The sequence below is a fragment of the Paralimibaculum aggregatum genome, assembly GCF_030270585.1.
Classification (GTDB): Bacteria; Pseudomonadota; Alphaproteobacteria; order Rhodobacterales; family Rhodobacteraceae; genus Thermohalobaculum; species Thermohalobaculum aggregatum.
This window is the reverse complement of the sequence record NZ_BSYI01000015.1, coordinates 50,007-68,762: the sequence shown is the minus strand read 5'-3', so window position 1 is coordinate 68,762 and position 18,756 is coordinate 50,007. Positions and strand designations below refer to the sequence as shown.

General features: G+C 70.8%; 19 protein-coding genes and 2 tRNA genes. 10 read left to right on the top strand and 11 right to left on the bottom strand.

What is annotated here, in order from left to right; all coding sequences use genetic code 11:
• Together QSJ97_RS11140 and QSJ97_RS11135 are read left to right on the top strand one after the other, a co-directional pair.
• Positions 1-837, top strand: coding sequence for an ABC transporter permease (locus tag QSJ97_RS11140; protein WP_285671834.1), 837 nt, complete (start codon positions 1-3; stop codon positions 835-837).
• On the top strand, positions 834-2,480 hold the full coding sequence (locus tag QSJ97_RS11135; protein ID WP_285671833.1) for an ABC transporter ATP-binding protein: 1,647 nt from the start codon (positions 834-836) through the stop codon (positions 2,478-2,480). Before QSJ97_RS11140 ends, QSJ97_RS11135 begins: the two co-directional genes overlap by 4 nt.
• A gap of 16 nt (positions 2,481-2,496) precedes the next feature.
• On the opposite strand, the gene QSJ97_RS11130 is transcribed toward QSJ97_RS11135, so the two are convergent.
• Positions 2,497-2,973, bottom strand: a complete 477-nt coding sequence (locus QSJ97_RS11130) for an Lrp/AsnC family transcriptional regulator (protein ID WP_285671832.1) — start codon at positions 2,971-2,973, stop codon at positions 2,497-2,499.
• A 214-nt stretch (positions 2,974-3,187) separates the two neighbouring features.
• On the opposite strand from QSJ97_RS11130, the gene QSJ97_RS11125 reads away from it, so the two are divergent.
• A complete protein-coding gene (locus tag QSJ97_RS11125) occupies positions 3,188-4,507 on the top strand; it encodes an NAD(P)/FAD-dependent oxidoreductase (protein ID WP_285671831.1) in 1,320 nt (439 codons plus the stop codon).
• Positions 4,508-4,524: 17 nt separating this feature from the next.
• Positions 4,525-5,853, top strand: coding sequence for an NAD(P)/FAD-dependent oxidoreductase (locus tag QSJ97_RS11120; RefSeq protein ID WP_285671830.1), 1,329 nt, complete (start codon positions 4,525-4,527; stop codon positions 5,851-5,853).
• A gap of 9 nt (positions 5,854-5,862) precedes the next feature.
• Here the strand turns inward: QSJ97_RS11120 and QSJ97_RS11115 are convergent, their stop codons facing one another.
• Together QSJ97_RS11115 and QSJ97_RS11110 are read right to left on the bottom strand one after the other, a co-directional pair.
• The gene (locus tag QSJ97_RS11115) at positions 5,863-6,741 is read right to left on the bottom strand and encodes a GNAT family N-acetyltransferase (RefSeq protein WP_285671829.1); all 879 of its coding nucleotides are present in this window, start codon (positions 6,739-6,741) and stop codon (positions 5,863-5,865) included.
• Between the two features lie 203 nt (positions 6,742-6,944).
• The gene (locus QSJ97_RS11110; RefSeq protein WP_285671828.1) at positions 6,945-7,661 is read right to left on the bottom strand and encodes a hypothetical protein; all 717 of its coding nucleotides are present in this window, start codon (positions 7,659-7,661) and stop codon (positions 6,945-6,947) included.
• 194 nt (positions 7,662-7,855) lie between these two features.
• Between QSJ97_RS11110 and QSJ97_RS11105 the strand changes: the two genes are divergently transcribed.
• The gene (locus tag QSJ97_RS11105; RefSeq protein ID WP_285671827.1) at positions 7,856-8,800 is read left to right on the top strand and encodes a LysR family transcriptional regulator; all 945 of its coding nucleotides are present in this window, start codon (positions 7,856-7,858) and stop codon (positions 8,798-8,800) included.
• A 60-nt stretch (positions 8,801-8,860) separates the two neighbouring features.
• On the opposite strand, the gene QSJ97_RS11100 is transcribed toward QSJ97_RS11105, so the two are convergent.
• Entirely contained in the window at positions 8,861-9,214 is a 354-nt protein-coding gene (locus QSJ97_RS11100) for a hypothetical protein (RefSeq protein WP_285671826.1), read from the bottom strand.
• Complete coding sequence (locus QSJ97_RS11095; RefSeq protein WP_285671825.1) at positions 9,211-9,381, bottom strand: hypothetical protein; 171 nt, start codon at positions 9,379-9,381, stop codon at positions 9,211-9,213. The genes QSJ97_RS11100 and QSJ97_RS11095 overlap by 4 nt, the downstream gene beginning before the upstream one ends.
• 14 nt (positions 9,382-9,395) lie before the next feature.
• Here QSJ97_RS11095 and QSJ97_RS11090 point away from each other — a divergent pair, with 14 nt between their 5' ends.
• The gene (locus QSJ97_RS11090; RefSeq protein ID WP_285671824.1) at positions 9,396-9,887 is read left to right on the top strand and encodes a recombinase zinc ribbon domain-containing protein; all 492 of its coding nucleotides are present in this window, start codon (positions 9,396-9,398) and stop codon (positions 9,885-9,887) included.
• Between the two features lie 148 nt (positions 9,888-10,035).
• Here the strand turns inward: QSJ97_RS11090 and QSJ97_RS11085 are convergent.
• A tRNA-Val gene (locus tag QSJ97_RS11085) sits at positions 10,036-10,111 on the bottom strand.
• Between the two features lie 135 nt (positions 10,112-10,246).
• On the opposite strand from QSJ97_RS11085, the gene QSJ97_RS11080 reads away from it, so the two are divergent.
• On the top strand, positions 10,247-11,434 hold the full coding sequence (locus QSJ97_RS11080) for a mandelate racemase/muconate lactonizing enzyme family protein (RefSeq protein WP_285671823.1): 1,188 nt from the start codon (positions 10,247-10,249) through the stop codon (positions 11,432-11,434).
• A 22-nt stretch (positions 11,435-11,456) separates the two neighbouring features.
• On the opposite strand, the gene QSJ97_RS11075 is transcribed toward QSJ97_RS11080, so the two are convergent.
• The gene (locus tag QSJ97_RS11075; RefSeq protein WP_285671822.1) at positions 11,457-11,717 is read right to left on the bottom strand and encodes a DUF1127 domain-containing protein; all 261 of its coding nucleotides are present in this window, start codon (positions 11,715-11,717) and stop codon (positions 11,457-11,459) included.
• Between the two features lie 64 nt (positions 11,718-11,781).
• Here QSJ97_RS11075 and QSJ97_RS11070 point away from each other — a divergent pair, with 64 nt between their 5' ends.
• The 3 genes from QSJ97_RS11070 (at position 11,782) to QSJ97_RS11060 (ending at position 15,523) form a co-directional block, all read left to right on the top strand.
• A complete protein-coding gene (locus QSJ97_RS11070; protein ID WP_285671821.1) occupies positions 11,782-12,201 on the top strand; it encodes a GFA family protein in 420 nt (139 codons plus the stop codon).
• A gap of 16 nt (positions 12,202-12,217) precedes the next feature.
• Positions 12,218-13,456: a glycosyltransferase gene (locus tag QSJ97_RS11065; RefSeq protein ID WP_285671820.1), complete on the top strand. Its 1,239-nt coding sequence runs from the start codon at positions 12,218-12,220 to the stop codon at positions 13,454-13,456.
• Positions 13,457-13,543: 87 nt separating this feature from the next.
• Positions 13,544-15,523 carry a vanadium-dependent haloperoxidase gene (locus QSJ97_RS11060; protein ID WP_285671819.1) on the top strand — a complete coding sequence of 660 codons (1,980 nt, stop codon included), beginning with the start codon at positions 13,544-13,546 and terminating at the stop codon, positions 15,521-15,523.
• A 49-nt stretch (positions 15,524-15,572) separates the two neighbouring features.
• On the opposite strand, the gene QSJ97_RS11055 is transcribed toward QSJ97_RS11060, so the two are convergent.
• From QSJ97_RS11055 to QSJ97_RS11040, 4 genes are all read right to left on the bottom strand, one after another.
• Positions 15,573-15,649: transfer RNA gene (locus QSJ97_RS11055), tRNA-Arg, on the bottom strand.
• Positions 15,650-15,731: 82 nt separating this feature from the next.
• Positions 15,732-16,619 carry an RNA polymerase factor sigma-32 gene (locus QSJ97_RS11050; protein ID WP_285671818.1) on the bottom strand — a complete coding sequence of 296 codons (888 nt, stop codon included), beginning with the start codon at positions 16,617-16,619 and terminating at the stop codon, positions 15,732-15,734.
• A gap of 82 nt (positions 16,620-16,701) precedes the next feature.
• On the bottom strand, positions 16,702-17,466 hold the full coding sequence (gene truA / locus QSJ97_RS11045) for a tRNA pseudouridine(38-40) synthase TruA (protein ID WP_285671817.1): 765 nt from the start codon (positions 17,464-17,466) through the stop codon (positions 16,702-16,704).
• Positions 17,467-17,697: 231 nt separating this feature from the next.
• Positions 17,698-18,756, bottom strand: a complete 1,059-nt coding sequence (locus QSJ97_RS11040) for a TIGR01620 family protein (protein WP_285671816.1) — start codon at positions 18,754-18,756, stop codon at positions 17,698-17,700.

The following is an 18,756-nucleotide window of genomic DNA, read 5'->3' as shown; positions in this document are numbered from 1 at the left end:
ATGAGCTTCTCCTCCCTCCGGCTTCTCGGCTACCGCATCAATGTCGTGGCCATCCTGGCATCGCTGTTCATCCTGTTCTGGGCGGCGATGGCGCTGTTCGGCACCTCGTTCGCTCCGCATTCACCCGGCAAGGTGGTGGATTTCGACTACTACGGCCCGATCTCGGCGGAGTTCCCGCTCGGCACCGACTATCTCGGGCGCGACATCCTCTCGCGCATCCTGATGGGGGCGAGCTACACGGTGGGCATCTCGCTGGCGGCGGTCTGCCTGGCCTGTGCCAGCGGCGTGGCGCTCGGCATGGCGGCGGCCGTCACGGGTGGGTGGATCGACGTCGTGCTCAGCCGGTTCCTCGATGCGCTGAGCTCGATCCCCTCCAAGCTCTTTGGCCTGGTGATGGTGGCGGCGATCGGCTCGTCGACGCCGGTGCTGATCCTCGTGCTCGCCGTGATCTACACGCCGGGTTCCTACCGCTTCGCCCGGGCGCTCGCGGTCAACATCAACACGATGGATTTCGTCGCCGTGGCGCGGGCGCGGGGCGAGGGCACCTTCTATCTGATCACCCAGGAGATCCTGCCCAACATCGCCGGCCCGGTGCTGGCCGACATGGGGCTGCGGTTCGTCTTCATCGTGCTGCTGCTCTCGGGGCTCTCCTTCCTCGGGCTCGGCGTGCAGCCGCCCTATGCAGACTGGGGCTCGCTGGTGAAGGAGAACATCGGCGCACTGGCCTTCGGCGCCCCGGCGGTGATCGCGCCCTGCATCGCCATCGCCAGCCTCACCATCAGCGTGAACCTCCTGATCGACAACCTGCCCACCAAGATCCGGGACCGGAGCGCATGATGGCCAACCTCGTCGAGATCCGGGACCTCAAGGTCAGGGCGCAGAGCGATTCCGGCCGGCTGATCGAGATCATCCGCGGCGTCAGCTTTGAGGCCGCCGAGGGCGAGGTGGTGGCGCTGATCGGCGAGAGCGGCTCGGGCAAGAGCACCATCGCGCTGACCCTGATGGGCCACACGCGGGCCGGCTGCGAGATCATCGGCGGGCAGGTGCGGCTCGCCGGGCGCGATCTGGTGGCCATGTCCGAGGCCGAACGGCGCCGGCTCCGCGGCACCGATGTCGCCTATGTGCCGCAGAGCGCGGCGGCCGCCTTCAACCCGGCGCAACGCCTGATCGACCAGGTGGTCGAGGTCTCGCGGATCCACGGGCTGATGCCGCGGCAGGCGGCGCGGGCGCGGGCGGTGGAGCTGTTTCGTGCGCTCGCCCTGCCGGAGCCCGAGACGATCGGCGAGCGCTATCCCCACCAGGTCTCCGGCGGGCAGCTCCAGCGCCTTGCCGCGGCCATGGCACTGATCGGCGCGCCCAGGCTGATGATCTTCGACGAGCCGACAACCGCGCTCGACGTCACGACCCAGATCGAGGTGCTGCGCGCCTTCAAGCAGGTGATGAAGCAGGGCGGCATGGCCGGTCTCTACGTCTCGCACGACCTTGCCGTGGTGGCGCAGGTGGCCGACCGGATCGTCGTGCTGAAGGACGGCGCGGTGCAGGAGACCGGCACGACGGACGACATCATCAACCGTCCGCAGCACCCCTACACGAAGGAGCTGATCGCGGCCTTCCGCCCGGTCTCCCATGCCACCGTGGCTTCGCCGGCCGCAGCGGCGGAGGCGCCGATCCTCGAGGTGCGCAACCTCGTCGCCGGCTATGGCCGGCCGGGGCCGGACGGCATGCCCCGGGTGCGCGCGCTCGACGATGTGAGCTGCCGGCTCGAGCGCGGCCGCAATCTCGGCGTGATCGGCGAGAGCGGGTCCGGCAAATCGACCCTGGCGCGGGCGATCGCGGGGCTTCTGCCGCCGGTGTCGGGCGAGGTGCTGCTGGGCGGGCAGGCGCTCGCGCCGGATGTCGCCCGGCGCGCCAAGGAGGATCTGCGGCGGATGCAGATCTGCTTCCAGCTCGCCGATACCGCTCTCAACCCGCTGCGTTCGGTCTCCGACATCATCGGCCGTCCGCTCACCTTCTTCCACGGCCAGCGCGGCCGCGCGCGCGAGGCGCGGGTGGAGGAACTGCTCGAGATGGTGCGCCTGCCGCGGGCGATGAAGCACCGCCTGCCGCTCGAGCTTTCCGGCGGGCAGAAGCAGCGCGTCAACCTCGCCCGGGCGCTCGCGGCGAACCCCGAGATCGTGCTCTGCGACGAGATCACCTCGGCGCTCGACACGGTTGTGGCGGCGGCGATCCTCGAGCTGCTCGACGAGCTGCAGCGCGAGCTCGATCTTTCCTACGTGTTCATCAGCCACGACCTCTCCACCGTCCAGGCGATCTGCGACGAGGTGATGGTGATGTATGGCGGCAGGACGGTGGAGACCCTGCAGGCGAGCGCCCTGCCGGAAGGCGCCACGCAGGACTATTCGCGGCTGCTCTTCGCCTCGGTGCCGCAGCTCGACACCGGCTGGCTCGACGGGCTGCCCGAGCGCCTGCCCGGAACCTGAGCGGCGCCGAAGCGGCTCAGATCGGGAACAGCGTCTTCAGCGGCAGGTGGGATTTCACGAATGGGGTCTTGATCACCACGAAGCTGAAATACTTGTCGATGCCGATCTCCATGTCGATCAGCCGCTCCATCACGGCCTGGTAGTCGGAGATCCCGGCGGTGACGAATTTCAGCATGTAGTCGTAGCCGCCCGAGACGAGGTGGCACTCGATCGCCTCGTCGACCTTCTCGATGGCCTGCTGGAAACGCGCGAAATCGCTCTGCCCGTGGTTCTTCAGCGTGACCTCGGTGAAGATGGTCAGCGAGGGGCCGAGCTTGGCCAGGTTGATCTGCGCCGAATAGCCGGTGATGTAGCCGGCCTGCTGCAGCTTCTTGACCCGCATCAGGCAGGGGCTCGGCGAGAGATGCACCAGCTCCGACAGCTCGACATTGGTGATGCGGCCGTTCTTCTGCAGCTCGTGAAGAATGCGGATGTCGATTCGATCCAGCTTCATGCCCATCACCCCCGGAGACCCGGCCGCCGAGCATAGAAGATTATGCCGGAAGCTCAATCCCCGTGCGCAGATGCCTTCACCGGATCCTGCCAAAGCGCCATGAGATGAATGGCATCGGCGGAGCGCGGTATGCGGCAGAATATTCCGTATCCGGCCGATCAGCGGCAGACCATCGCTTGCCGGCTGGCCTAGGCTCGCGGCGAAAGGAACGCCCATGCCCGCACCGCTCATGCATGTCGCCACCGTCGATACCCTGCCCGCCGATGCCGATGCCGTGGTGATCGGCGGCGGCATCGTCGGGGTCTCGGCCGCCTATTTCCTCGCCCGCAGGGGCCTGCGTGTCGCGCTGGTCGAGAAGGGGCGCATCGGCGCCGAGCAGTCGAGCCGCAACTGGGGCTGGTGCCGGCAGCAGAACCGCGATGCGCGCGAGCTGCCGATGGCGACGCACAGCCTTGCGCTCTGGGACCGGTTCGCGGCGGAGATCGGCGCCGATCCGGGCTTCCGCCGCTGCGGGCTGCTGTATCTCTCCGACGACGAGGCGGAGCTGGCCGGCTGGGCGCGCTGGCGCGATTTCGCCCGGAGCCGGGGGGTGGAGACGCGGATGCTCTCGGCCGCCGAGGCGGCCGAGCGCGGCGCCGCCACGGGCCGGGCCTGGAAGGGCGGCGTGTTCTCCCCGAGCGACGGCATCGCCGACCCGTCCCGCGCGGCGCCGGTGATCGCGCAGGGCGTGGAGCGCCTCGGCGGCAGCGTGCATCAGGGCTGCGCGGCGCGGGGGCTCGAGATCGAGGCGGGCCGCGTCGCCGGCGTGGTGACCGAGGCCGGCGTCATCCGCACGCGCCGGGTGGTGATGGCCGGCGGGGCCTGGGCCTCGTCGTTCTGCCGCCAGCTCGGCATCCGCTTTCCGCAGGCCACGGCGCGGGCCTCGATCCTCGCGGTGACCCCGGCGGAGGGGGTGCCGGATGCGCTGCACACCGCCGCCGTCTCGGTGACCCGGCGCGGCAACGATGGGCACACGCTGGCGATATCCGGCAAGGCGCGGATCGACCCGACGCTGCAGCAGCTCCGCTTTGCCGGGCATTTCCTCCCGATGTTCGCCAGGCGCTGGCGCCATCTGGCGCCGGGCGGGCTCGAAGGGCTGCGCGCCGGGCATGAGGGACTGGCGCGCTGGCGGCTCGATGCGCCGACGCCGATGGAGCGCACCCGCATCCTCGACCCGCGGCCCGACCGCGGGCAGATCGACCTCACCCTCGCCCGCGCGCGCGCGCTGCTGCCGGCGCTGCGCGAGAGCCGGGTTGCGGCTGTCTGGGCCGGCTATATCGACAGCACCCCCGATGGTGTGCCAGTGATCGGCGAAACCCCGGTGCCGGGGCTCATCCTTGCCGCAGGGTTCAGCGGGCACGGCTTCGGCATCGGGCCGGGGGCGGGGGAGATGGTGGCCGATCTCCTAACCGGGCAGACACCGCAGCTCGACCATCGACCCTATGCCCTCTCGCGCTTCGACAGCTCGGTGCGGGGCAAGGTTGCCGAATTCTGAAGACCGGAGCCAAGCCGATGTCCCCCCCCGTCCAGTCCGTTCCTTCCGACCCGGTGCTGCCGGCGCGCGCCGATGTGGTGATCGTCGGCGGCGGCATCTCCGGCATAGCCGCGGCCCGCGAGCTCGCCCTGCGCGGCAGCCGGGTGGCGCTGGTCGAGAAGGGCGTGATCGCCGGCGAGCAGTCGAGCCGCAACTGGGGCTGGTGCCGCCGGCAGAACCGCGACGAAAGGGAGCTGCCGTTCGCCATGCTGGCATTGCGGCTCTGGGAGGGGCTGGCCGAGGAGGCGGGCGCCGATCTCGGCTTCCGCCGCACCGGGCTGGTCTATGCCTCCGACAAGGAGGCCGACATCGCCGCCTGGGAGCGCTGGGTGGCGATGGCGGGCAGCTACGGCATGGACAGCCGGATGATCTCCGGCGCGGAGGCCGCGGCGCTGATGCCCGGCAATGCCCGGCGCTGGATCGGCGGGGTCCATTCGCCGACCGACGGGCGCGCCGAGCCGGCGCTCGCCGTGCCGGTGCTGGCGCAGGCGGCGCGGCGGGCCGGGGCGAGCCTGCACCAGACCTGCGCGGTGCGCGAGATCGACATCGCCGGCGGGCGCGTCGCCGGCGTGATCACCGAGGCCGGGCGCATTGCCTGCGATACGGTGCTGGTGGCCGGCGGCGCCTGGACCGGCATGCTGCTGCGCCATCACGGGATCCGGTTCCTGCAAGCCTCGATCCAGTCGACCTCCTTTGCCACCGTGCCGGGGGAGGAGGTCACCGCGGGCGGTGTCGCGATGCCCGATGTCACCCTGCGCCGGCGGCTCGATGGCGGCTACACCGTCGGGCTCGCGGGGTTCGGCACCCTGCATCTCACGCCTCGCGGGGCGCTGCAGGCGCGGCCCTTCTTCCCGACCTGGCGCAGCAGGCGGGCGAAGCTGCGCTACCGGTTCGGGGCGTCGTTCTTCACCGGGCCGGATTCGCTGCAGCGCTGGGGTGCGGACGGCCCTTCGCCCTTCGAGCGCATCCGGGTGCTCGACCCGCGGCCGGACATGGCGCTGGTGCGCCGCGGGCAGCGCGAGATCGCCGCCGCCTATCCGGCGCTGGCAGGGATCGGTGTCGCCCGGGCCTGGGGCGGCATGGTGGACTGCACACCCGACGGCATTCCGGTGATCGGGCCGGTGGAGGGCGTTTCGGGGCTGCATGTCTGCGCCGGGCACACCGGCCACGGGTTCGGCACCGGCCCCGCCACGGGGCGGCTGGCGGCAGAGCTGATCCGGGGCGACGCGCCCTCGGTCGATCCGGCGCCCTTCCGCCATGCGCGCATGGTCGACGGCAGCGATCTCGGGGGCATGGAGCTCTTCTGATACGCGGGCTCAGCCGAGCGCCTGGTTGATCAGCGCATAGGTGATCGCAGGCCCGGTCTCCGGCAGCGTGCCGTCGCGGGTCATGCGGGTGACGGTGTCGAAATGGCTGATCCCCGCGGCGAGCAGGAATGCCCGGAAGTCGCCGTCCGGCTGGCGGGTGTCGACGCGCAGGAAGCTGCCGACATGGGCCCGGACATGCGGCGCGGTGAGCGCGACTGCGGCGTTGTCGTCCTCCGCCACGATCGGTCCCACCACATGCCCGCGGCCGAAACGGCGGCAGAGCGCGAAGCCCGCCACCCGGCCCTCGCGCTCGAGCACGGTGCCGGTGGAGACCGGCAGGATGCGGTCGATCACCATGGGCCGGGCCGCGCCGAAGGCCGCCGTGTCGAGCGCGTGAACCGCGGCATGGTCGTCCGGCGTCATCTCGCGGATCGCACCCTTGGCCGGGGCCGGTGCCGCCGGACAGGCGGTGACCTTGCCGTTGTGCTGGTGCACCTGGCCCTGGGGGATGAAGCCGAGCGCGATGTAGAGCCGGTAGGCGGCGCGGGTGGCGTTGAGCACCTTCAGCCGGTCGCCGGCGATCTCCAGCACATGCTCCATCATCCAGCGCCCGGCGCCAAGCTCCTGCAGCTTGGGCGTGGTGATCACCATGCCGATATGGGCCAGCCGGTCGAGCCGCGTGGTGCAGAGCGCCGAGCCGACCACGCGGCCGATCTCGTCGCGGGCGATCACCCCGGTGCCGAGATCGATCACCACCTCCCAGTCCTCTGGCCGGTGCGGCCAGCCGACGCCGATCGACAGCTCGTGCAGCAGCGGCACCGCCTCCCGCGTGGCCGGCGCTGCGGTCAGATTATAGGTATTGAGCTGAAATGTGGGAGTCGGCGACATCCAGGCGGTCCTCATCCGGTGCATGCTTGTTTCTGCTCAAGATAGAAGCAATTGCGGAGAAGATATCACCCAAGTCGGGGTGCCTCGTGGCACATCATGCCAGTGCGGGCGTGACGGCAGCCAGCGCCGAAACGGGATCGGCAGGCATCGCGAGGATGCCTGCCGGCCGGTCGACACTGCGGCTGCGGGCGCTGGCGCCGGCGTCAGGCAGCCTCGGCGGCGAGGGCGTCCCGCGACTTCAGCCGAAGGCCCGAGACCTCGACCTGCATCCGGTGCGCGCGCTGCCGGAGCTCGTTGGCGGCCTTGATCGCCTTGTCCACCTGCCCCGGCGGCGTGCTCCCGACCTGGCCGGTCTTCGCGGCGGTCGTCAGCGCATCGGCCGTGTCCTCGATGCTGTTCTCGATCTCGTCGGCCTTGCCGGTCACCGTGTTCACATTGATGGCGAACTGCTTCGCCCCGATCGCCGCGATCAACTTCCCGGCGGTCGCGTCCATCTGCGCGACGAGCTTCTCGAGCTTCCCGAGCCGCTCCGCATCGGTCCTGAGCGCCCTCTCGTGCCGGGAGAAGGCCTGCGCAATCCGGTCCTGCGCCTTGGTGGCGCTCTTGAGATGGGCGAGATGCTGCTTGTTCGCATCCTTGCCCAGGGTGTCGAGCAGCTTCACATAGTCCTGCAGGACCGCCTTTGTCTCGTCCTGCTTCAGCCCGCATTTGCCGACCAGCTGGCTCGCCTCCTTCTTCGCGCCGAGCGCCAGGTTGCTCGCCTCGCGCCAGAGATCCGGGTCGTCGCCCGCCCGCTCGGCCCGGTCGCGTGCCGTGATGTAGTCGGAAAGCGCCGTGTCGAACGCCTTGCTCCGCAGCCGCATCGACTTGTTCTTCTTCCACCAGTTGACGTCCAGTTTCGCCTTTTCGCCCTTCTTCATGGTTCTCACCTTTCACACTTGACGCTTTGCATGTTTCCGAATGGGTACTCGTGGTCACGTCGGGCCGGGCTGCTTGGAAGTCTTCAGGGTCAGCCGAGCTTTCACTGGATAGGTAGGGGGCACTCGTGTATATTTAAATTGCTCATTTTTCCACAGAGTGCGTCGAAAAATGCACCACTCTCCAGGAGGCCGCCATGCGGGATCTGACCACCTTCCGAATGATCGAGGACATCGCCAGCGCCGGCTCCGTGCGGAAGGCGGCGGCGGATCTGCACATCACCCCCTCGGCGCTCAACCGGCGTCTGCGCCAGTTCGAGGAGGAGTTCGGCGCGGAGATCTTCGAGCGGCTGCCCCGCGGTGTCCGCCTCAACCAGGCCGGCGAGCTGCTGCTGCGCCACATCCGCCAGCAGCTGGCGGATTTCGAGCGCGTGCGCATGGATGTGGCGGATCTCTCCGGCATGCGCAGCGGCCATGTCTCGATCGCCTGCAGCCAGGCCCTGATGAACATCTTCCTGCCGGCCGAGATCGCCAGGTTCCGCAAGAGGCATCCGGGCGTCACCTTCTCGCTCAAGGTACGCGACCGCGCCGCCGCCGAGCGCGATCTGCTGGCGTTCTCCAGCGATATCGCCCTGGTCTTCGAGCCGATGTATCTCGCCGATTTCGAGATGATCGCGGCCGTGCCGCAGCGGCTCTGCGCGATCATGGCGGCAGACCATCCGCTGGCGCAGGTGGACCCGCTCCGCCTGGCCGACTGCCTGGCCTGGCCGCATGTCGTGCCGACCGGGGATTATGGCGTGCGCCATGTGCTCGAGCTGGCCGCCGGGCGGCTCTCGCTGCGCCTCGCGCCGGTGATCGAGGCGGAGAGCTTCGAGTTCATGCGCTACTACGTGCTGCAGGAGCGGGCGGTGAGCTTCCAGATCCGCCTCGGCCTCAAGACCAAGGCCGAATCGAAGACGCTGGTGCGCGAGATCGTCGAGGAGGACCTGCCGCCCGGAACCCTCTTCGTCGGCAAGCTCAGATCCCGCGAGCTGCCGGTGGCGGCCGAGAGCTTTGCCGCGCAGATCTCGGCCTCGCTGGCCCGGAGCGCCGGGCAGACAGGCGTGGCTGGCGTGAAGCAGCCGGCCTCCGGCGGCGGCTAGGCGCCGGCCGCTCCGTCCCGGATGCGCCAGGTCCGCGACAGCGTGCCGGCATGGCCGGTCTCACCGCCGCCGAATGCAGCCTGGTAGCCCATGCCATTGTCGATCGCCGCGGAGACCCTGTGGCGCGCACCGAGCCCGTCCAGTGACCCGGCTGGTCGCCACCTCGTTGCGGCCGCCGCCGGCCGCCACATCTGCTCCGGCGAAGCGGGCATCCGCCGCGAAGTGGTCCGCCAGGGAGATGCCGCCGCCGGCCTGCGCAGGGCGCGAGAGGATCGGCCCGCCGTCGATGGCCATCTCCTGCCGCAGGTCGACCGATGGCTCGATCCGGGCGTCGGTCTCGCCGCCGTCCGACACATCGAGGTCATCGGCGCCCGCCCTAGTCTCGCGATGGCTGCCGAAGGCGCCGGCGCTCATCCGGTCGAAACTCCGGTGATCTCGCCGCGGCTGACGAGGAAGGTCGGGCCCATCCCGGAGCGCAGGCTGAGCGGGACAATCTCGAAGGTGCCGGCAAGCTCGCCATAACCGCCGATCATCAGCCGGTCGCCGACACCGGTCTGGAAGGCGACCGCGGAAGCGATCATGCCCGCTGCGCGAGGTGGTTGCCTGCGGCTCTTGTGGCGGCCTTCTGACGGCGGCCTGGTCGAAGGGGCGCTCGAAGCGCTATCCCTACGATGTCTGCCTGGCGCGCTACTGCGCCGGGAAGGGCAAGTCCGTCCGCAAGGAGAAGGTCGAAGGCGAGTTCGAGGCGCTGCTGCGCCAGCTGACGCCCGTGCCGGAACTGTTCACCATCGCCAAGGCGATGCTGCGCGATCTCTGGGACGCCCGTCTCGGCCAAGCCGATCGTGGGGCGGCGCAGATCGAGAAGGAAATCGCGGCCATCGAGGCGAAGACCGGCCAGCTGGTCGAGCGTCTGATCGAGACGGACAGTCCGACACTCATCGCTGCCCATGAAGCGCAAATCGTGAAGCTCGAAGAGCAGAAGATGGCGCTCGCGGACCGTGGGGCCTCATCGGGCCAGCCGCGCATGACCTTCGAGGCGGTTTCCCGAACCGCGCTCACGTTCCTCGCAAACCCTTGGAAAATATGAGCTTCCGGGAGCTGCGGCCACCAGCGAGCCGTGCTCAGGCTGGCGTTCACGAAGCCTTTGCCATACTGCCGGAACGACAGTTATCGAACCGCCGATTTCTCGTTGCCATTCAGGCTCTTGGAGAGCCTGAAAGCTGGCAATGTGGGAATGGTGGGCGGTACTGGGCTCGAACCAGTGACCCCAGCGATGTGAACACTGTGCTCTACCAACTGAGCTAACCGCCCGTGCGGCGCCTTTTGACCCGAGCGGCGGGGCCTGTCAAGCGGGTGCGCGCCGATTGCCTCCCGGCAATCGTGCGGCTTGCGCGACGGGTTGCGATGGGCGAGCACTTTCCCGAGCAACTGGCCCAGGGAGCCCCCATGCGGATCACCGATGTCGAGACCTTCGCGGTCGCCAACCCGGAGCCCGGCCGCGGCGGGCCGGTCTTCATCTTCGTCAAGCTCTCCACCGATGCGGGAATCACCGGGATCGGCGAGGCCTATCCTGCCGGCACCGGGCCGGAGACCACCTGCCGGCTGATCGAGGAGGTCGCGGCGCGGCATCTGCTCGGCCGCCCCTTCCCGGCGATCGAGGCGGTCTGGCGCGAGGTCTATGGGCGCGGCTATGGCGGGCGCCCGGAGATCGGCCTGATGAGCGTGCTGAGCGCGCTGGAGATGGCGCTCTGGGACATCCTCGGCAAGGAGGTCGGCAAGCCGGTGCATGTGCTGCTCGGCGGCCGGGTGCACGAACGGCTGCGGAGCTACACCTATCTCTATCCGCCGGCCGGGGTGGGGGGGGATTTCTATTCCGACCCGGAGGCTTCGGCCGAGGTCGCGGCGGCAGCGGTGGCCGAGGGCTTCACCGCGGTCAAGTTCGACCCCTGCTATCCCTACACCGTCTATGACGGACGCCAGCCCTCGATGGCGGATTTCGACCGGGTGGAGCGTTTCCTCACCTGCCTCCGGGAGGCGGTGGGCGGCCGCGCCGACCTGCTGGTGGGCACGCATGGGCAGTTCACCCCCTCCGGCGCGATCCGGCTGGCCGAGCGCATGGCGCCCTTCGCGCCGCTCTGGTTCGAGGAGCCGGTGCCGCCGGAAAGCCCCGAGGAGATGGCGCGGGTCGCGCGGGCCAGCACCGTGCCGATCGCCACCGGCGAGCGGCTGGCCACCAAGCACGAGTTCGCCCGGGTGCTGGCCTGCGGCGCGGCCGCGATCCTGCAGCCCAATCTCGGGCGCTGCGGCGGGCTGCTGGAGGCCAGGAAGATCGCCGCGCTGGCCGAGGTGCATTATGCGCAGATCGCGCCGCATCTCTATTGCGGGCCCGTGGTGGCGGCGGCGAACATCCAGTTCGCGGCGAGCATTCCCAACTTCCTGATTCTCGAATCGATCTGGAAGATGGATGGCTTCTATGCCGAGCTGCTCGAGACGCCGCTGGCCTGGGAGGACGGGCATGTGCTGGTGCCCGAGGCGCCGGGGCTCGGCGTGACGCTCGACGAGGCTGTGGCGCGGGCGCATCCCTGGCCGGGCGGCTCTGGGCTCCATCTCGAGCCGCAGGAGCGCCCGGCCTGAGCCGGGCGCAAGGGCCGGCCCGTCAGGCGCAGCAGGCAGCGCCGTCGGGCTGCGGGCCGGCGGCCTCGAGGCGTGCGGCGAGCCGGGGCGACCGCGGCGGCCGCAGCGGCAGGATGCGGCCGCCCGGGATCAGCCGGCCGGCGAGGAAGTCGTCGATCTCCACCCGCGTGATGCCGAGATCGTCGAGCTGCTCGGCGGTCATGTGCTGGAGCGTCGCCCGGTCGCGGCGGTTCCGCTGCCAGCGCTGCAGGCGGTGTGCGAGAGTGGTCAGAAGGTCGGGCATCGTGTCCTCCATTCAATAATTCGCTATATATCGAAATGTAGGATTGCAGAGGGAGAATGCAAGCATGGGCGAGGACAGGACGCCGGAGGACATCACCCGCGGGCGCTGTCTCTGCGGCGCGGTGCGGTTCGAATATGCGGGACGGCCGCGCTGGGTGATCCACTGCCATTGCGAGAGCTGCCGGCGGCAGTGCTCGGCGCCCTTCACCACCTTCGTCGGGGTGAAGGACGGGCGCTGGCGCTGGACCGGGGCGGAGCCGGCGGTCTACGGCTCCTCGACGGGCGTCGAGCGGCTGTTCTGCGGGCGCTGCGGCACGCCGATGGCCTATCGCGCCGATCACTGGCCAGGCGAGATCCACCTCTATGCCGCGGCGCATGAGGACCCCGATGCGCTGACGCCGCAGGCGCATGTCTACCATGCCGAGAAGCTCGCCTGGCTGCATCTGGCGGACGACCTGCCCCGCCATGACGGGCCGGCGGCCTGAGCGGCCGGGTGCGCCGATGCGGATCGCCGCGATCACGCTGGGCACGCGGGGCGACGTGCAGCCCATCCTGGCACTCGCGAAGGGGCTGGCCGCGCGGGGGCACGAGGTGACGCTCTGGGCGCCGGAGGGGTTCGGGCCCTGGATCGGGCGCCATGGCATCGCCGCGCGGACCATTGAGGCCGACATCCGGGGGCTGATGGCCGACCCCGAGATCGCGCGGATCCTGCGCGGGCAGTGGTGGGCGCTGCGGCATGTCTGGCGGAGCCGCGTGCTGCCGATGGTGCGCGCCTCGCTCGAGGCGGTGGCCGATGCGGCGGAGGGGGCCGACCTGATCCTGCACCATCCGAAGATCGTGGGCGCCGAGGATGTCGCCGAGGCGATGGGGCTGCGCCGGGTGCTGGCATCGCCGGTGCCGCTCGCGCCGACCGGGGATTTTCCGGTGATCGTCTCGGGGCAGCGCTATGGACGCGTGCTCAACCGGCTGAGCTGGCGGCTCACCGGCCTCGCACGGCTGCCCTATATGGGCGAGATCAACCGCTGGCGGCGGGAGCGGCTCGGCCTCGGCCCGGGGCATCGCTGCCCGCGCCCGGCGCCGCTCGAGCTCTGCGCGGTCTCGCCGGCGGTGCTGCCGCGCCCGGCGGACTGGCCGGAGCGGGTGCGCCTCACCGGCTACTGGCGACTGGCGGAGGGCGAAGGCTGGGCGCCGGATCCGGGCCTCGCGCGGTTCCTCGCGGCGGGGCCGGCGCCGGTCTATGTCGGCTTCGGCTCGATGTCGGCCACCGAGGCCGGGCCGCTTACCGCCGTGGTGGTGGAGGCGGTGCGCCGCGCCGGGCTCCGCGCCGTGCTCGCAACCGGCTGGGGCGGGCTTTCGGCCGAGGCCGCGGCCGGTGCGCCGGAGGCTGTCCACGTGATCGAGGGCGCGCCGCATGATGCGCTGTTTCCGCTGATGGCGGCGGCGGTCCATCACGGCGGCGCGGGGACGACCGCCGCCGCGCTCCATGCCGGGCGGCCGATGCTGATCTGTCCGGCGGGCGTCGACCAGCCGTTCTGGGGCGCGCGCATCGCCGCGCTGGGCTGCGGGCCGGCGCCGCTGCCGCTGAAGCGCCTCGCGCCGGGGCCGCTGGCCGAGCGGCTCCGCGCCCTGACCGGCCGCCCGGCCTATGCGGAGGCCGCCGGCCGGATCGCCGAAACGCTCTCGATGGAAGACGGAATTGTTTCGGCGGCACGGGCAATCGAGGCGTTCGCCGCGACGTAATACCTCGCTTCACGAAACAATCTTCCGTTTACCCGTGGTCCCGAATATCGTCTGCGGGTTGCGCTTGGGAATATGCAGGAAAATCTCATGGAAGACGATATCGCACTCGTCCTCGATCCGGAAACCGCCCGCGTGACGGTGGATGATCCCTCCCCGACGGTCTCGGTGATCTGGGACCAGGCCGTGCAATCCGCGGTGATCGAGACCGCGGTCGGCCCGACCATCGCCTCGCGCGCCTACGCGCTCACCCATACCGCGATCTTCGACGCCTGGGCCTCCTATGATCCGGTGGCGGTCGGCGTGAGCGTCGGCGACACGCTGCAGCAGGCGGCGGTGGACAACACCGAGGCCAACAAGACCGAGGCGATGAGCTTTGCCGCCTATGCGGTGCTGCGCGAGCTGTTCCCCGAGCAGGGCGAGATCTTCGACGCGGCGATGGCCGAGCTCGGCTTTCCGGTGAATCTCGGGCTGGTGGCGCCGGACAGCCCGGCCTCGCTGGGGCTGCTGGTCGCCGAGACCCTGATGGCCGAGCGCCGCGGCGACGGCTCCAACCAGGAGAACGGCTATGCCGACACCTCCGGCTATGCCCCGGTCAATCTCTCCTCCGAGGCGATCGTCGACATCACGCGCTGGACCCCGGAGAACGTGCCGATCGACCCGGAGGACGACAGCCCCGATCAGGTCTTCCTGACCGCGCACTGGGGCGGCGTGACGCCCTTCGCGCTCGACGACGCGGCGGCGATGCGGCCCGAGCCGCCGGCCGGCTTCTTCGTCGAGGGCGTGGACGCGACCCTCGACATCGAGACCGCGACGATCACCTTCAACGGGCCGGAGGCCCCGGCCCCGGTGGCGGTCAGCCCGGAACTCGTCGGCTCGGTCATCAACCCCGAATTCATCGCCCAGGCCGAACGGCTGGTCACCGCCTCCGCCGCGCTGACCGACGAGCAGAAGCTGATCGCGGAGTTCTGGGAGGATGGCGGCGGCACCTCCTTCCCGCCGGGCACCTGGATGACCTTCGGCGAGTTCGTCTCGGCCAGCCATGACAACACGCTCGACGAGGACGCGGTGCTGTTCCTCGCCCTCGGCAACGCGGTGTTCGATGCCGGCATCGCCACCTGGGAATCGAAGGTGTTCTACGACTACACCCGGCCGGTGCGCGCGATCCGCGAGCTCGGGGCGCTCGGGCTGATCGGCGAGGCGGGCACCGACGAGCTCACCGGTGAGGACGGCTTCGTGATCGAGGCCTGGGCCGGTGTGGACGAGGGCACCCGCACGATCCTGGCCGAGAACTTCATTCCCTATCAGAAGCCCGGCGCCGATCCCTCGCCGCCCTTTGCCGAGTACACCTCCGGGCACAGCGCCTTCTCCGCGGCCGCGGCGCAGGTGCTCAAGAGCTTCGCCGGCTCCGACGATTTCGGCGGCTCGGTCACCTTCGAGGCCGGCGGCTCGCTCTTCGAGCCCGGCACCACGCCGGCAGAGGCGGTGACGCTGGCCTGGGACACCTTCACGGCGGCCGCCGACGAGGCCGGGATCAGCCGGATCTATGGCGGCATCCATTTCGACGACGGCGATCTCAACGGCCGCGACCTGGGCCGCGAGGTCGGCCGCGAGGTCTGGTCGGAGGCGCTGCTCTTCGTCACCGGCGGCGGCGGCGAGGTGGCCGATGCGCCGGAGGCGCCGGACGATCTGCTGGCGCTCGGGCGGCTGTTCGATCTCTCGCTGGCACGGGTGCTCGATCTCGGCGGCTACAATTTCTGGGTGGACGTGTTCGACAGCGGCGCCAGCCTCGATTTCATCAGCGAGGCCTTCGTGCTGTCGAAGGAGTTCGCGCTGCAGTTCGGCGCGCCGGGCGAACTTTCCGATGCGGACTTCCTCGACCGGGTCTTCGAGAACGTCGATCTCGACACCGGCGGCGATCTCTATGCCGATGCGCTGGCCGAGCTCGAGGGCGGCGCGAGCCGCGGCTCGGTGCTGGCGGATCTCGCCGAGGAGACCGCGGTGGCCGAGGAGACGCTCTATCTCAACAACCTGACGGAAGTGGAGGAGGGCGTCTGGGCCTTTGCCTGAGGCGCGACCGGCGCGATCCGCAAAGCCTGCACCACCGCCCGCGTGGCGGTGGTGACCCCGGCAGGACTCGAACCTGCAACCTATCCCTTAGGAGGGGATTGCTCTATCCAGTTGAGCCACGGGGCCTCCGCGGCCCATGTGGCACAAGCCGGCGCGATCATCAAGCGAGGAGGCGCGCCGCGCCCGCTGCGGGCGCGCCGCCATCGCCTCAGAACGCCTGCGCCAGTTCCCCGACGGCGGTGCCATGCACCGTCTCCAGCCGGTTGCGCATCTTCTTCAGCGCCTGCGCCTCGAGCTGGCGCACCCGCTCCTTGGAGAGCTTGAGCTTGCTGCCGAGGCTTTCCAGCGTCTCCGGCGTCTCGGAGAGCTTCCGCGCGGCGATGATCATCCGCTCGCGCTCGGTCAGCGCATCGAAGGCATCGCGCAGCCATCCCCGCGCGGTGCCGAGATCGCGCGAGCGGGCGACCTCCTCCTCGGGCTGCGCGCCGTCATCCTCCAGCGTCTCGACCCATTCGCGCCCCTCCTCGCCGGACTGCTGCGCGTTGAGCGAGAAGTCCGAGCCCGAGAGCCGCGCCTCCATCAGCTCGACATCGCGCAGCGGCACGCCCAGCTCGGCGGCGATCTCGCGGCGGATCTCCTCGGAGGTCGGCATGTCGCCCTCGGCCGAAAGCTCCGCCTCCAGCTTCGCCCGCACCCGGCGCATGTTGAAGAACAGCGATTTCTGCGACGAGGTCGACCCGGTGCGCACCATCGACCAGTTGCGCATCACGTAGTCCTGTATCGAGGCCTTGATCCACCAGACCGCATAGGTGGAGAAGCGCACGCCGCGGTCCGGGTCGAACTTCGAGGCCGCCTTCATCAGCCCGACGCCGGCCTCCTGGGTGAGATCCGTCATCGGCGCGCCATAGCGGCGATATTTCGCGGCCATCGAGATCGCGAGACGCATATAGGCGTTGACCAGCCGGTGCAGCGATTGCTCGCAGCCGTCATCGCGCCATGCCCGGGCGAGCGTCAGCTCGGTATCCGCATCGAGCAGTTCCGCCGCCATCGCAATCCGCGCCACCGAGTGATCGCCGCTTTGCAAAGTCGTTGCCATCTGGCCCATCCCTTCTCTCTGCCGTTCGTCCGTCATGGATGAACTTTCTACGGAGCGGGCGGTCAAACGGATCACCGGCGGATCACTGTGGAACCTCCGGGTAGATCACATGGGTGAGAGCGAGGCCCTGCGGCGGGGCCACCGGGCCGCAGGCGGCGCGGTCGCGTGCCGCGAGGGCGTCCCGGATTCTCTCGGGAAGCCAACGCCTTGACCCGACACGCTCGAGGGTTCCGACGAGGCTGCGGACCTGGTTGTGCAGGAAGCTGCGCGCCGCGAAATGCAGGCGGATCTCCTGCCCGGTCGCGGTGTGGATCTCCTCGATCACGATTTTGTCAAGAGACTTCACCGGGGACTGCGCCTGGCATTGCGCGGCGCGGAAGGTGGTAAAGTCGTGCCGGCCGACCAGATGGGCGGCGCCGGCGCGCATGGCCTCCGCGTCGAGCGGCCCGTGCACGCGCCAGGCGCGGCCGCGCTCCAGCACCAGCGGCGCCCGGCGCGCGACGATGCGGTAGGTATAGCGCCGCCCGATGGCGTCGAAGCGGGCGTGGAAACCGTCGGCCACCCGCTCGGCGGCGAGCACCGCGACCGGGGCGGGCCTGAGATGCCAGTTGAGCGCCTCGGCGAGGCGGAAGGGATCCCAGTCCCGCCCGGTGTCGAGATGCGCGACCTGTCCGGTGGCATGCACCCCGGCATCGGTGCGGCCGGCGCCCTGCACGGTGTGCGGGCCCGGCTCGAGGGCGCCCATCGCGGCCTCCAGCGCGGCCTGCACGGAGGGGCCGTTCTCCTGGCGCTGCCAGCCCTGGAACGGGCCGCCGTCATATTCGAGGGTGAGCTTCATCCGCGGCATGGCCCGCCCGATGCCTCAGCGCGCGCGGTTTGGCAAGCGGCGCGCGGCCCGGAGCGCGTGCCGGCGGTTCCGGCATGGGCACGGGATGGCCGTGGTCCGGGCGTTCGGGAGCGGCGTGCCCTGGCCCGCCCCGCCGATGCGAGGGGGCCAGGCGCCGTGCCGCGCCCCGCCCGGACCGGGGGCGCCCACCCGCCCGCCCCGCCCCCGGCCCGGCCGGGGCGCGGCACGGCCTCAGCGCCCGTTGCCGCGCCAGCCCTTGAGCGCGCCGAGCACGAGATTGCGGGCCTTCGGCGCGGGCCGGGCCCGGAACGGCAGCGGCCGGCAGACCTCGATCGCCGCGGTGCCGACCCGCGCCGTGAGGGCGGCGTTGACGGTGGCCTCGCCGAAGCGGCGCGAGAGCTGGCCGAGCAGCCCGCCGCCGACCAGCGGGCCGAGCAGGTCGTCGGTGGCGGAGATCGCGCCGGTCGCCACGACATGCGCCGCCACCGCCTTCAGCAGCCGCCAGGAGCCGAGCCAGCCGGCGCGTCCGCCATAGATCTCGGCGATGCGGCGGATCATCCGGATGTTGACCAGCAGCACCAGCAGGAGATCGAGCGCCGGCATCGGCAGCAGCGCGGTGAGCGTCGCGACCCGGCCGGCGGCGCGCGAGACCGCGCCCTCGGCGGCGGTGTCGAGGCCCGGCATCAGGCGGCGCTCGGCGAAGGCGACGATGTCCGGCCCCTCGGCGATGCCGCGGCCGCGGGCCAGGGTCTCCGCCGCGCCGAGCTCGGGCCGCGCGCGGTAGAGCCCGGCCAGCCCCTCGAGCAGCCGCAACCCCGGCCCCGGCGCCTCGCTGGCCAGCGCGCTCGCGGCGAGCCGCTGCAGCCCCTCGACCCGGCCGAGCCGGGCCAGCGCCGCCGCCTCGCGCAGCAGCACCGCGAGCAGCGCGATCGCCGCCGCCGCCAGCAGCGCCGCGCCGAGCCAGCCGAGCCAGGCCGCGCGCTCGAAGAGCCGGGCGACGAACTCGGTGAGCCAGAGCGTCAGGCCGAGGGCGACGAGCCCGCCGATCCCGGTCCAGAACAGCCGGCCGATCCAGGAGGTGCGGCTGCTGCGCGCGGCGCGGCGCAGCGCGCGCTCGGCGGCGGGGGGGCCGGCGGCCGCCTCCTCCGTGTCGGGATACGGCTCGTCGGGCACCGGCGGCGCCTCGGCCGGGCCGGGGGCGGGCTCCGGGCCGGCCTCGTCGATCTCGAGGATCACCGGGCGGCGGGGGCCGGTGGGGCGGCCGTTCCGGCCGGGTCGGTCGCTGGCCAT